The following is a 12,918-nucleotide window of genomic DNA, read 5'->3' on the forward strand; positions in this document are numbered from 1 at the left end:
TTCTGTGCGAGCGTCTCCGCGTTGACCGGCGCCGCACTCGTCGTCGTCCACGGCACCGGCGCCCCGAGCGAGGCCGTGGTCACCGAGCCGTCGACCGCAGAGAAGCGACGTGTCGCGCATATCCGCCGGGGTCACCGCGAGAACCGGCCGAGAGTTCGGCGCAGCAGGCCACCGCGGGCGTCCCCTAGTGCGACGCGTGCGGCGCTGCGGCCGCTCGAACCCGACACGCCGCCTCCGGGATGCGTCGACGCACCCGTGAGATACAACCCGGAGGCTCCCGGGACCCGGTAACCGGACAGTTCGGGGACGGGACGCCAGAAGAACATCTGGTCGAGTGTCATCTCCACGTGCATGACGTTGCCGCCGATCAGACCCATCTCCTGCTCGATGTCTTCCGGCGTCTGCGTATGCACATGGCGGATGCCGGTGGTGAAGCCGGGTGCGCGGTTCTCCATCTCGGCAATGATCCGGTCGGTCTCAGCGGCTGCTTCCGACCGCCAGTTGCGTCCACCGCGGAGCCGGTATGGATGCCACTGCGACCACAAGGTGATCTGGTGCTCGCCCGGGGGCGCGATCGACGGGTCGAGCGCGGAGAAACTCATCGCCAGAACAGCGGGCGTCGGTGGCAATTCGCCGGCGAGCGCCGAGCCGTGCGCGAGACGGAGATGGGCGCGGTCGTCGACGAGCAGCTGCAGGCCGATGGTGTCGCCGCCGTCGCCGGGTGCGCCGCGATAGCGGGGGAGCGAGTCGGTTCCGAGCCGGAGCACCATACCGATGCCCGGGCCGACGCGGATGCGTCGTCGCCACGTCTCGATCCGGGCGGCGTCGAAACCGCCCCGCTCGAGCATATCCAGTGTGGTGAGGATGTGACATCCGGCGATGACGGTGCGGGCCCGGACGGTCCGTCCGGACTCGGTACGGACGCTCCAGGAGTCGCCCGTACGACGGATCTCCACCGCGGCGTCACCGCATGTCACGGTACTTCCGTCGGAGGCGAGCCGGGAGGCGAGGGCGCGGGTGAGTGCGCCACTGCCGCCGACGGCTCGGCCTGGAGGGAGCGTGTGCATCAGTGCCGCGAATCCGACCATCGGCGCAGTACCGGGCTCGGACATCGGTGGTCCGGACTGTGCACCGAACCAGGCGAGTGCGGCCTTGAGCGGTTCGTCGTCGAAGTACTCATCGAGCAGAGCGTCGCCGGAAGTGAGGAATCGCCGCGACAGATCGAGCGCACCGCCGTCGATGTCGAGTCCCCGGAACGACGGAACGAGATGACGGGCGGTGGGCGGTGCTGCGAAGGATTTCATGACCGCGGCGCTGCGTGGACCCCACTCACGCACGAATCGGCGGTAGGCATCGGCGTCGCGAGCCCCGCAGGCAGCCTCGATCGACACGCAGGTGCGATCGAGATCGCGGTGGAAGACGATGCCGGGACGGTCGCTTCCGACCGGGGGCGGAGCGAAGGCCCAGGGATCACAGTCGAGATATCGCAGGCCGTGATCGGCCAGATCGAGTTCCTCGAGGATTCCCGAGTGCCGGATCATGATGTGCGCCGACGACCCCCGATCGACCGCGTACCCGGGAAAACGCTCCACGGTCGAGACGGCACCGCCGAGCACGGTGTCGCGCTCGAGGACTTCGACGGACCAACCTTCGCGGGCCAGGTAGCAGGCCGAGACGAGTGCGTTGTGGCCGGAACCGACGACGACCGCATCGAGCACGGAACCACTCACGGCGGTCATCTCGATGCCTCCGACGGGGCCGGTTCCATGGGGAGGGCGCGACCGAGAACCGCGAAGGGGCGGGCGTCCCCGGTGAACACGAATCGGCGGACCACATCACGGAAGCCGAAACGCCGGTAGAGACGCCACGCGCGGTTGTCCTCTTCGGCGACCTCAGGTGTCGACAGTAGGACCGCTTCCTCGGTTCGGTCCCGCAGCAGTCTGCTGAGCAGCGCTTCTCCGATGCGGTGACCCTGTGCATCGGGCTGCACGTGCAGTTCGGTCAGCTCGAAGTAGTCGCGGAGGAGCGCATCGATCGAGTCCGGAGCTGTTCCGGCGTGGCGCATCGCGGTGCGTACCTGCTGGTTCCACCACTGGTGAGGGCGCCCGTGATAGCCGTAGGCGATCCCGACGAAGCTGCTGGGTTCGCCGGGCATCATCGCGGCGACGGCGTGCCAGCCGTCGCGGTCTGCGTGCTCCGACCACATCGGTGCCCGGTGGTGTTCGGTGCCGCGCGGATATTGCATGGCCGTGACGTAGACCGACAGGAGTTCGGGCAGGTGCGTCCGGAACTCCGCCGGAGTGAGGTCGACGAGTATCGGCTCGGGGTCGTGCCGATTCGGGTCAGTGCTCATATGGGGACGGAGACCGCCTTCCCTTGACGACGTGTCGGTGGGTCCAGCTATATTGAATACGTCGAACCTATGTTCGATGCCGGTGATCCGGGGATGTTCGAGGGAAGCGAACATCCCCGGATTCTCCGGGCCGGAGCCGCGCCGCGGCAGGGCAGGGAAGGTGCATGACCAATGGCAGCGCCGAATACCTCGAGATCAAGATCACATCGGTCGACCGGCAGGCAAGCGCCCGGAGGTTGCGTGGGGCCGTCGATGTCGGCTCGCGCCGCGTCGCTGTTGCGTAAGGCGGACGAGCTGTTGTCCGGAGCAGCAGGCGCAGAAGCTCCGGGTGAACGGTTCCGGCTGTCCTATCTCGCGGCGTTGCGCGGTGCGGGTGCGGTGGTTGCGGCGGCCGAATTGAGGGCATCGCAACGGCCTCGTCGGAGACCCGCGACCCGAAACGCCTGGGTGATGATGATGCGTGCCGACGACGCGTTCGCCGGCTGGGCCGATTTCTTCGCCGATCGATCCGCCACGCGTGCCGCGGTGGAGGCGGGAGCGTCGAGGGCGGTCGACGCCGGCGACGCGTCGATGTTCTACGACGAGGTGGGGCGTTTTCTGCACGACGTCGAGAACTACTTGTCAGCTGAGAGCGGAACTGGGACCCGTATGTGACCTCGGTTCCTGGCCGAACGGCCCTTTTTCGCACTGGGAGATCGATCCAACTTTCGCAGTTGGTGGTCCCGGACGAAATGTGCTCGTATCATTGTCTCAGGCGGCCGTGATGACGGCGCCCCGCCGGATTTGTCCCACCGGGTCCGGCGGCCACCGTTTAGTGCCGGGGGAGGTACCGTGCCACTCTCCGAGCACGAGCAGCGCATGCTCGATCAGATCGAGAGCGCGCTCTATGCTGAGGATCCCAAGTTCGCCTCGACCGTTCGCGGAAAGCGAATGGGTATGGCGTCGAACAGGCGCCGGCTGCAGGCCGGCGCGTTGTTCGTATTGGGTTTGACGTTGCTTATTGCGGGAGTTGCTCTACCGGTCAAGCCGGGCGGGTTCCCGATCATCAGCCTGCTCGGGTTTCTCGTGATGTTCGGTGCGGGAGTCCTCGTGCTGGTCGACGGACGTCGCCGGTCCGTTCCGGGTGCCGCATCCAGCGGAGCGGATTCCGGAAAGGGCGGCAAAACCTCCGCGCGGGGTCGGAAGAAGTCTGCGGACGGATTCACGCACCGGATGGAGGAGCGGTTCCGGCGTCGCTTCGAACAAGAGTGATCTGAAAGCGCGCGTAGCGCGCACCACGTTGAACGGCAAGGGCGCGACCTACAGGGTCGCGCCCTTGCCGTGCGTGAGGACGGTCCCGTTCGTGCACCCGCTGCCCTTCCCGCTGCGTCCCCCACCTCGCCCCACCGGAGCGGTGGGCCATTGTTTCAGGCGCTGCATCTTCGGCGTGGACCTGCGATTTCCGAGGTCCGGGTGAAGGTGCGTGTGTGTCACATTCGGGCACGGGCGCGGTTCGCGTCACGAACACGCGCAACGACCCACCTCCCCCCATGTCGGTTGAACAGGAACTTCAAGAACAACACGCCCATCGGACGCCTGTTAATCGGATATTCGTGGGGCAAAGTGGGGTACTGTGGGGCGCGGCGGAGAGCGAGACCGTCTCTGCTGCACGACGAAGAGTCCGTCCGACCAAGGCGGGAGGTTCCGGGTGTTCCTCGGTACCTACACGCCGAAGTTGGACGACAAGGGCCGGCTCACCCTGCCGGCAAAGTATCGAGACGAACTGGCGGGAGGGCTGATGATCACCAAAGGGCAGGATCACAGCCTGGCCGTGTATCCACGCGATGAGTTCGCTGCGGTTGCTGAGCGTGCAGCTGCCGCGTCCCGCAGCAACCCCAATATGCGTGCCTACCTGCGCAATCTCGCGTCGAGCACCGACGAGCAGCGCCCCGATTCGCAAGGGCGCATCACGTTGTCCTCGTCGCATCGGACGTATGCGGGGCTCACCAAGGACTGCGTCGTGATCGGTTCCGTCAATTATCTCGAGATCTGGAATGCCGATTCGTGGGAGGCCTACCTGGCCGAACACGAAGAGGGATTCTCCGAAGCAAGGGACGAGGTACTTCGCGACATATTGTGACGGATCTTCGGCTCCGCGCGGCGAGTGCCGTGAGGCCTCTGCCCGGGACCGGCCCTGACGCACTTCCCCGGCGCCAGGTACGGAACGGAAACCCTGACACACTTCCCCAGTGTCAGGTCTCCGGAATCGGACAGAGACCTCCTGGCATTCGCCGCCGCCATATCCAGACCATCCGACCGACCACCAAGATCGAATGGCCCGAGTGGCCCGCATCGAACGAGCAGGATTCCGGAGGACCAGATGGTGGACGGCGAGGATGACGCTGCGGAGACGAGCCGCGACGAATTCGGCCACGTTCCGGTACTGCTCGACCGCGCCGTGGAACTCCTCGGCCCCGCGATCGAAGCGGCCGGTCCCGGTGGAGCGGGCGCGGTGTACATCGACGCCACGCTCGGTCTGGGCGGCCACTCCGATCACTTCCTGCGAACGTTTCCCGGGCTCAGGCTGGTAGGACTCGATCGCGATCCGGATGCTCTGGACATCGCGCGTGGGCGCTTGGCCCAGTTCTCCGACCGCACGGACTTCGTCCACACCCGCTACGACGGCGTCGCGGAGGCGCTCGATCGGGTCGGGCTCGATCGGGTCGGGTCGGTGCACGCGATCCTGTTCGACCTCGGCGTGTCCTCGATGCAGCTCGACGAGGCCGACCGTGGATTCGCGTATTCGAAGGATGCGCCGCTGGACATGCGCATGGACCCCACCACAGGGATCACGGCCGCCGACGTACTCAACACATACGGACACGGTGACCTCGCCCGAATCCTCAGCACCTACGGCGAGGAGCGATTCGCCGGAAAGATCGCATCCGAGATTCTGCGGTCTCGGGAGAAGGCACCGTTCAGAAACAGCGGCGAGCTTGTCGAACTGCTGTACCGGGCGATTCCAGCCGCCGCGCGACGCACGGGCGGGCACCCCGCGAAGCGCACCTTCCAGGCCCTTCGTGTGGAGGTCAACGGCGAGTTGGATTCGTTGCGTGCCGCCATTCCGGCGGCGCTCGATTCCCTTGCGATCGGGGGCCGGGTCGTGTTCATGTCCTACCAGTCCCTCGAAGACCGTGTCGTCAAGCAGGAGCTGACGCCGCGCTCGAAGTCCCGTAGCCCGGAGGGACTCCCGGTGGAGCTTCCCGGGATGGGGCCGGAACTCCGGATTCTGACGCGGGGTGCAGAGCGCGCGTCCGACGACGAGATCGAGAAGAACCCACGCTCGGCGCCTGTCCGACTGCGTGCCGCAGAACGAATCGCCAGGAGGTAACCGATGACCCTGCAGGTGCCATCTCCGCCACGACCTCGGCAGGCTCGATCGACGGCAGCGCAGCGTGCCTACCAGCGACGCAATCAGCGGGCGGCGCAGACGGTCTCGCCTACCGAGACCCGTGGGCGTATCACCGGTGCGAGCCGCGTCGCAACACGAATTCCGTTCGTGGCGAGCATCATCGGGTTGCTCGCGGTCGGGATGATGGTGACGCTGCTCCTGACGACACGGGCAGCGGAGGACTCATACGAGCTCAGCACCGCGCGCGCGTACAACGAGAGCCTCCTTCAGGAGCGTGCAGTGCTGCAGCGCGACGTCGAAGCGGGCTTGACCGCTCCGGTGCTCGCCCAGCATGCCGCCGGGCTCGGAATGATCCCGACGGGACAGGTGGCCCGGCTCGTGGTGGGTGAGGACGGCTCTGTCGAGGTCGTCGGCGATCCGGTGGCCGCGCAAGGCGGACCGCCGGCCCCACTGAACCGACCTGATCCGCGGAGCGATGTGCAGCCTCCGCTTGCAGGCAGCGCCGGACGTGAGAATCCACGTCCGCTGTCGCCTTCGGGCGAACAGCCGGAACCACGCGATGCTGCGGAGATGCCCGGCGCTGTGGATCCCGAGAGGCGAGCGGCCGCCGCAGCAGAGGCGCCCCGAGCATCCGATCCGGCGGGCCGGCGGGCCCCCGTCGACGGGCACGAGACGGACATCGTTGCCGATCCGGCACCCGAGGCCGTTGGGGAGCGTCCGGCGAACGGCACGCCGCAGCCCGAGAATGTCACGGTTTCCCCCGCGGAAGCGGAACAATCCATATCTGTGAGTGAACTGCCGCAGCCCGAGGCGCCCCAGATGGGTGAGCCGGTGGGATCGGAGGCCGGACAGCGGTGAGGACCGGCCCCACTCCTCGTCGTGCGGCTCGGCCGCGCGGTAGTGCTCCCGGACGTCGACCCGCGCCGGGGAGGGCAAGATGGCGCCCGAGCCGCAGACGGACCGACACCACTGCATTCCAGTTTCGAAACAAACTCGGTCTTTGGGCCGTCTTCGCGATTCTGGGGCTCGCTGCCGCGCAACTACTGTCGATCCAATTGTTCCAGGCGCCGCAGTTGTCCGCAGAGGCTGCGAGCCAGCGCACGACCCGGCTCGTCGAACCGGCGACGCGCGGAACGATCAGCGACCGCAACGGAAACCCTCTCGCCTACACGATGGAAGCGAAGGCGATCACGTTCCAGCCGGTCCGCGTCAGGAACGAGCTGAGCGAGGCGCGCGCGAAGGATCCGTCGCAACCTGAGGTGTCCGAATACCTCGAGGGTGTGGCGGATGCAGTGCACGAGGCGCTCGGTGCTGCTGCTCCGGAGAAGGATGTGCTCGAGAAGCTCGAGAGCGACGAGACGTTCGTCTATCTCGCCCGAGGCGTGGATCCGGGTGTGGCGGCGGGGATCGTCGACGAATACAGCATGGTGGGTCTCGAGCGGCAGGACATCCGGTTGTATCCCGGTGGGTCGCTCGCCGCGAACCTCGTGGGCGCCACCGGGTGGGACGGGTACGGGCTGATCGGACTGGAGGCCTCCATGGACTCGGTCCTCGCAGGCACCGATGGATCGTCCACCTACGACCGCGGTTCGGACGGGGTGGTGATTCCCGGAAGCTGGCGCGACCAGCACCCGGCTGTGGACGGATCGTCCCTCGAACTCACCATCGACAACGACATCCAGTACCACGTGCAGCAGCAGGTGCAGCGGGCGAAAGAACTGTCAGGCGCCGACAATGCGTCGGCGGTGGTCCTCGACGCGGCCACCGGCCAGGTCCTCGCGATGTCCAACGACAGCACGTTCGACCCGTCCATCGGCGTCGCGAACAATCCGCCGACCGCGCAGCAGGGCAATCCGGCGGTGAGTTCGCCTTTCGAGCCCGGCTCGGTGAACAAGATCATCACGGCTGCCGGCGCCATCGAGGACGGCCTGACGACGCCGGACGAAGTCCTGCAGGTCCCCGGCAGCATCAACATGGCGGGCGTCACGGTCAAGGACGCATGGGACCACGGCGTCGTGCCGTACACGACCACCGGCATCTTCGGGAAGTCGTCCAACGTGGGCACCCTCATGCTCGCGGAACGCATGGGTGAGGACCGGTTCGCCGAGCTCCTCGATCTCTTCGGCCTCGGCCAACGCACCGAAGTAGGGCTCCCGGGTGAGTCCGCAGGATTGGTGCCCAGCCGAGAGCAGTGGTCAGGGGGCACGTTCGCGAACCTCCCGATCGGGCAGGGTCTGTCGATGACACTGTTGCAGATGACCGGGATCTTCCAGGCGATCGCCAACGACGGCGAGCGAATCCCGCCCCGTATCGTCAACGCGACCGTCGGTCCCGACGGCACCCGCACAGAAACGGAACCTCCCGAACCGATCCGGGTGGTCAGTCCACAGACGGCGGCCACCGTGCGCGACATGTTTCGGTCCGTCGTCCAATCCGACACGGGAAACCAGCAGGGTACGGGAGCGCAGGCGGCGATCGAGGGCTACCAGATCGCAGGCAAGACCGGTACGGCACAGCAGATCGACCCCAATTGCGGGTGCTACTCGAACTCCGACTACTGGATCACCTTCGCGGGCATCGCACCGTCGGACGACCCGAAGTACGTGATCGGGATCATGCTCGATGCGCCCACACGTAGCTCCGACGGCACCGGTGGACAGTCCGCGGCGCCACTGTTCCGGGACATCGCGTCCTGGTTACTGCAGCGTGCAGCAGTGCCACTGTCGCCGGATTCGGGTGGCAAGTTGATTCTCCAGGTCGATTGAATGCCGATGACCGGACGGCCGTCGTTCACCTCCGAGACCGGACGTGTGTCGGTTGCAGCCTCGCAGTCTGGGTAATCTGACACGTCGGTAACGTGACACTGCGGTGCAGTCCGGCGCCGATCGAGAACAGCAGCGGGATGCCGCAAGAGAGGAACTTGTACCTGTGCCATCGAGTCCGGATCCGTCGCCCGCCGAGGAGGGACGCCGACCCGAGCATCCGCCGATGACATCCCTCCGGGATCTGGCCGACGCCATCGGCGCCGACCTCGTCGTGGTGGGACCCGCTGCGACACCGGATGCCGCCGTGGTGGCAGGCGGTGTCGTAACCGGGATCGACCTGACTGCCCAGCGGATCCGACCGGGCGACCTCTTCGCTGCATTACCGGGGGCTCGCACGCACGGTGCAGCGTTCACCGGGACAGCGCTCGAACGCGGCGCAGTCGCCGTCCTCACCGACACGGCAGGCGTCGCGGTCCTGACCCCTGCAGCCGAAACATTCGGTCCGGTGCAGGTGCTGGTGCACCCGGACCCCCGTTCGGTGCTGGGTGCCGCGTCGGCCACTGTGTACGGGCATCCGTCCCAGCGGATGCAGGTCATCGGAATCACCGGAACGTCGGGCAAGACCACTACGTCCTACCTCGTCGAGGCGGGCCTGTCTGCCGCAGGTCGTGTCACCGGGCTCGTAGGCACGGTGGAGACACGCATCGCCGGCCAGCGAGTGCCCAGCGCGCTGACCACCCCGGAAGCGCCGCAACTCCACGCGCTGCTCGCGACGATGCTCGAACACGGTGTCGACACGGTGGTGATGGAGGTGTCGAGTCACGCGCTCGCACTCGGCCGTGTCGCCGCCACCGAATTCGCTGTCGGCGGGTTCACGAACCTGTCACAGGACCACCTCGACTTCCACAAGGATCTCGACGAGTATTTCGCTGCCAAGGCACGCCTGTTCGCTCCCGACTCCCCGGTTCGCGCACGCTGCTCCGTCGTGTGTATCGACGACGACTGGGGAACGCGCATGGCCGAGGTCGCGCGTGCGGCGCACGGCGACGATTCCGCACGCGTCCGGACGGTGTCGACCGACGAGAGCCGGGACACGGATGCGGACTGGTCGGTGACCGAGGCTGCATCCGACCCTTCCGGCGCCCAGGAATTCAGTTTGACCGGCCCCGACGGGCTGGCTCACCAGGTCAGCGTGCGGCTGCCCGGCCGGTACAACGTCGCCAACGCGGCGCTCGCCGTTGCGCTCTGCTCCGCGGTCGGCGTCGACGTCGACGTCGCGGCCCGTGGAGTCGCGAGCGTCGACGTCCCGGGCCGCGTGGAGCGCATCGACCGCGGACAGGGTTTCCTCGCCGTCGTCGACTACGCCCACAAACCCGCCGCGCTCGAAGCCGTCATCGAGACCCTGCGACGCAGCTCGACGGGACGCATCGCGGTCGTCGTCGGAGCGGGAGGTGATCGCGACCGCGGGAAGCGTCCGCTCATGGGGCAGGTCGCGGCATCGGCAGAGCTCCTCGTCGTTACCGACGACAATCCTCGGACCGAGGACGCCGCATCGATTCGATCCGCAGTGCTCGAGGGCGCCCACGCCGTCCAGCAGGACCGGCGAGGCGAAATCCGGGAGATCGCCGACCGGGCCGGAGCGATCGACGCGGCAGTCGCATGGGCGCGCCCCGGCGACGTCGTGCTCGTCGCGGGCAAAGGCCACGAACGGGGCCAGGAGATCGACGGAGTCAAGCATCCGTTCGACGACCGCGAAGTACTCGCGGCGGCGCTCGAGCGGCATCAGCGTAGCGGAGGCACGGAATGATCCCGATGACACTGGCCCGGATCGCGGAGGCAGTCGGGGGCACCTTGCACGATGTCGACGACCCGACCGTCGAAGTCACCGGCACAGTCGAATTCGACTCCCGCAGGATCGGTCGCGGCGGCCTGTTCCTCGCGCTTCCCGGTGAGAAGGCCGACGGCCACGATCATGCAGCCGCCGCGGTCGAGGCGGGCGCTGTCGCGGTCCTCGCAGCGCGCCCCGTCGGAGTGCCGGCCATCGTCGTCCCCCCGGTGCCCGCGACGGACTCCAACGCACTGGCGCTCGAACACGATACGCACGGCGCTGGTGCTGCGGTACTGACTGGCCTCGCAAAACTCGCCCGGGTGGTCGTCGACGACCTCGTGGCGGGGGGACTGACCGTGATCGGAGTGACCGGATCCTCCGGGAAGACTTCCACGAAGGATCTCATCGCGGCGGTACTCGCACCGCTCGGGTCCGTAGTGGCCCCACCGGGTTCGTTCAACAACGAGCTCGGGCATCCCTGGACCGCGTTGCGTGCCGGCCGCGACACCCGGTTCCTCGTACTCGAGATGTCGGCGCGCGGGCCAGGGCACATCGCGGTCCTCGCCCAGATCGCTCCACCGCGAATCGGCGCAGTCCTCAATGTCGGCACAGCCCACCTCGGTGAGTTCGGATCGCGGGACGTGATCGCGCAGACCAAAGGCGAACTCGTCGAAGCTCTTCCGTCCGAGGCCGACGGTGGTGTCGCCATCCTCAACATCGATGACACCCTCGTGGCGCGCATGGCCGAGCGCACCCGTGCTCGAGTGATCGGGGTCGGCAGCTCCGGTACGGCCGACATAGCGGCCGCCGACATCACCCTCGACGGCGATGCCCGACCGACGTTCACCCTCGTGATCACCGACCGCGCGACCGGGACGGAGCAGCGCGTGCCGGTCGCACTTGCCGTGCACGGCGAGCATCAGGTCGGAAACGCGCTCACGGCGATCGCGATCGCGATCGAATGCGGCGCAACGCCCGAACAGGCCGCCGCCGCACTCGCCGGCGCAGCTCCCGTCTCGGCGCACCGGATGGCTGTGACCACCCGCGCCGACGGAGTCACGGTGATCGACGATGCATACAACGCGAACCCGGATTCGGTGCGCGCCGCCCTCAAAGCGCTCGCGACAGTGGCGCGCAGCGGACCGACGCGACGCCGGACCTTCGCCGTTCTCGGTGAAATGGCGGAACTGGGTGACGACTCCGTCGTCGAACACGACGCGATCGGCCGGTTCGCTGTGCGTCTCGACATCAGCCGCATCGTCGCGGTCGGCGCGACCCGACCCGTCCGAGGACTTTTCCAAGGCGCGGTGATGGAAGGATCCTGGGGCGAAGAAGCAAGCCACGTGCCCGATGCCGACGCAGCGATCGCGCTTCTGCGCGACGAGGTCGGCCCCGGAGACATCGTGTTGGTGAAAGCGTCGCAGTCGGTCGGCCTGTGGTCGGTCGCTGAGGCACTGCTCGGAAATGACAACGCTGTTCTGGAGACGGAGGCTGCACGGTGAGACAGATCCTATTCGCCGCGGGTATCGCACTCGCGGTGTCGATTCTGCTCACGCCCGTGTTGATCAAGGCGTTCTCCCGGCAGGGCTTCGGCCAGGAGATCCGGGTCGAAGGGCCGCAGAGTCACCAAGCGAAGCGCGGTACCCCCACCATGGGCGGCGTCGCGATCCTGGCGGGACTGTGGGCCGGCTATTGGGGGTCGCACCTGATCGGTCTGGCCTACGACGCAGAAGGACCGTCGGCCTCGGGTCTGCTCGTGCTCGGACTCACCACGGCGCTGGGCGGCGTCGGATTCCTCGACGACTTCATCAAGATCCGCAAACAGCGCAACCTCGGTCTGAACAAGACCGCGAAGCTGGTCGGTCAGCTCGTCGTCGCAGTGGTGTTCGGCATCCTGGCACTGCAGTTCCGCAATTCCGACGGCCTGTCCCCGGCGAGCACCGACCTGTCGTACGTACGCGACATCGCGACGGTATCGATGGGCTCGATCGTCTTCATCCTCTTCGTCTACTTGCTCGTGAGCGCATGGTCGAACGCGGTGAACCTCACCGACGGACTCGACGGCCTCGCCGCGGGCGCGATGGCGCTCGTGCTCGGCGCATACGTGATCATCACGTTCTGGCAGTACCGCAACGCCTGCGCAGTGGAGCCCACCGCCGGATGCTACGACGTGCGCGACCCCCTCGACCTGGCCCTTCTGTGCGCTGCAGGTGGTGCGGCCTGCCTCGGCTTCCTGTGGTGGAACGCAGCTCCAGCAAAGATCTTCATGGGCGACACCGGTTCGCTCGCCCTTGGCGGCATGCTCGCCGGCCTGTCGGTCACCACCCGCACCGAACTCCTCATGGTCGTCATCGGCGCACTGTTCGTCGCCGAGGCCGCCTCGGTGGTCATCCAGGTGGCGGTCTTCCGGTCCAGCAGACGCCGCGTGTTCCGGATGGCACCGTTCCACCACCACTTCGAGCTCGGCGGGTGGGCCGAAACCACCGTCATCATCAGATTCTGGCTGCTCGCCGGAATCGCCTCGGCGATGGGCCTCGCCCTGTTCTACAGCGAGTACCTCGCGGCGATCGGAGACTGACAT

General features: G+C 67.2%; 11 protein-coding genes. 9 read left to right on the forward strand and 2 right to left on the reverse strand.

What is annotated here, in order from left to right; genetic code table 11:
* Positions 1 to 131: 131 nt before the first annotated feature.
* The gene (locus ACFWCF_RS22985; RefSeq protein WP_378566477.1) at positions 132 to 1,739 is read right to left on the reverse strand and encodes a phytoene desaturase family protein; all 1,608 of its coding nucleotides are present in this window, start codon (positions 1,737 to 1,739) and stop codon (positions 132 to 134) included.
* The gene (locus tag ACFWCF_RS22990; RefSeq protein WP_378566480.1) at positions 1,736 to 2,353 is read right to left on the reverse strand and encodes a GNAT family N-acetyltransferase; all 618 of its coding nucleotides are present in this window, start codon (positions 2,351 to 2,353) and stop codon (positions 1,736 to 1,738) included. The genes ACFWCF_RS22985 and ACFWCF_RS22990 overlap by 4 nt, the downstream gene beginning before the upstream one ends.
* Positions 2,354 to 2,605: 252 nt before the next feature.
* On the opposite strand from ACFWCF_RS22990, the gene ACFWCF_RS22995 reads away from it, so the two are divergent.
* From ACFWCF_RS22995 to mraY, 9 genes are all read left to right on the forward strand, one after another.
* Complete coding sequence (locus tag ACFWCF_RS22995; protein ID WP_378566483.1) at positions 2,606 to 3,007, forward strand: SAV_6107 family HEPN domain-containing protein; 402 nt, start codon at positions 2,606 to 2,608, stop codon at positions 3,005 to 3,007.
* 177 nt (positions 3,008 to 3,184) lie between these two features.
* A complete protein-coding gene (locus ACFWCF_RS23000) occupies positions 3,185 to 3,604 on the forward strand; it encodes a DUF3040 domain-containing protein (RefSeq protein ID WP_378566486.1) in 420 nt (139 codons plus the stop codon).
* A 436-nt stretch (positions 3,605 to 4,040) separates the two neighbouring features.
* A complete protein-coding gene (mraZ, locus tag ACFWCF_RS23005; protein ID WP_378566489.1) occupies positions 4,041 to 4,472 on the forward strand; it encodes a division/cell wall cluster transcriptional repressor MraZ in 432 nt (143 codons plus the stop codon).
* A 240-nt stretch (positions 4,473 to 4,712) separates the two neighbouring features.
* A complete protein-coding gene (gene rsmH, locus ACFWCF_RS23010; protein WP_378566492.1) occupies positions 4,713 to 5,723 on the forward strand; it encodes a 16S rRNA (cytosine(1402)-N(4))-methyltransferase RsmH in 1,011 nt (336 codons plus the stop codon).
* A gap of 3 nt (positions 5,724 to 5,726) precedes the next feature.
* Positions 5,727 to 6,602 (forward strand): hypothetical protein, encoded by an 876-nt coding sequence (locus ACFWCF_RS23015; RefSeq protein ID WP_378566495.1) that lies wholly within the window; start codon positions 5,727 to 5,729, stop codon positions 6,600 to 6,602.
* A complete protein-coding gene (locus tag ACFWCF_RS23020; protein WP_378566498.1) occupies positions 6,599 to 8,509 on the forward strand; it encodes a peptidoglycan D,D-transpeptidase FtsI family protein in 1,911 nt (636 codons plus the stop codon). Before ACFWCF_RS23015 ends, ACFWCF_RS23020 begins: the two co-directional genes overlap by 4 nt.
* 223 nt (positions 8,510 to 8,732) lie before the next feature.
* Positions 8,733 to 10,316, forward strand: a complete 1,584-nt coding sequence (locus tag ACFWCF_RS23025) for a UDP-N-acetylmuramoyl-L-alanyl-D-glutamate--2,6-diaminopimelate ligase (RefSeq protein WP_378566501.1) — start codon at positions 8,733 to 8,735, stop codon at positions 10,314 to 10,316.
* The gene (murF, locus tag ACFWCF_RS23030; RefSeq protein ID WP_378566504.1) at positions 10,313 to 11,839 is read left to right on the forward strand and encodes a UDP-N-acetylmuramoyl-tripeptide--D-alanyl-D-alanine ligase; all 1,527 of its coding nucleotides are present in this window, start codon (positions 10,313 to 10,315) and stop codon (positions 11,837 to 11,839) included. Before ACFWCF_RS23025 ends, murF begins: the two co-directional genes overlap by 4 nt.
* Complete coding sequence (gene mraY / locus ACFWCF_RS23035; protein WP_378492753.1) at positions 11,836 to 12,915, forward strand: phospho-N-acetylmuramoyl-pentapeptide-transferase; 1,080 nt, start codon at positions 11,836 to 11,838, stop codon at positions 12,913 to 12,915. The genes murF and mraY overlap by 4 nt, the downstream gene beginning before the upstream one ends.
* The last annotated feature ends 3 nt before the right edge of the window (positions 12,916 to 12,918 follow it).

Source organism: Rhodococcus sp. NPDC060090, from assembly GCF_042729855.1.
In the GTDB taxonomy this organism is placed as follows: domain Bacteria; phylum Actinomycetota; class Actinomycetes; order Mycobacteriales; family Mycobacteriaceae; genus Rhodococcus.

What these genes read in the sequence shown, in the direction of transcription:
- ACFWCF_RS22985 (WP_378566477.1), bottom strand. Translation starts at nt 1,739, where the DNA reads ATGACCGCCGTGAGTGGTTCCGTGCTCGATGCGGTCGTCGTCGGTTCC.
- ACFWCF_RS22990 (WP_378566480.1), bottom strand. Translation starts at nt 2,353, where the DNA reads ATGAGCACTGACCCGAATCGGCACGACCCCGAGCCGATACTCGTCGAC.
- ACFWCF_RS22995 (WP_378566483.1), top strand. Translation starts at nt 2,606, where the DNA reads ATGTCGGCTCGCGCCGCGTCGCTGTTGCGTAAGGCGGACGAGCTGTTG.
- rsmH (WP_378566492.1), top strand. Translation starts at nt 4,713, where the DNA reads ATGGTGGACGGCGAGGATGACGCTGCGGAGACGAGCCGCGACGAATTC.
- ACFWCF_RS23015 (WP_378566495.1), top strand. Translation starts at nt 5,727, where the DNA reads ATGACCCTGCAGGTGCCATCTCCGCCACGACCTCGGCAGGCTCGATCG.
- ACFWCF_RS23025 (WP_378566501.1), top strand. Translation starts at nt 8,733, where the DNA reads ATGACATCCCTCCGGGATCTGGCCGACGCCATCGGCGCCGACCTCGTC.
- murF (WP_378566504.1), top strand. Translation starts at nt 10,313, where the DNA reads ATGATCCCGATGACACTGGCCCGGATCGCGGAGGCAGTCGGGGGCACC.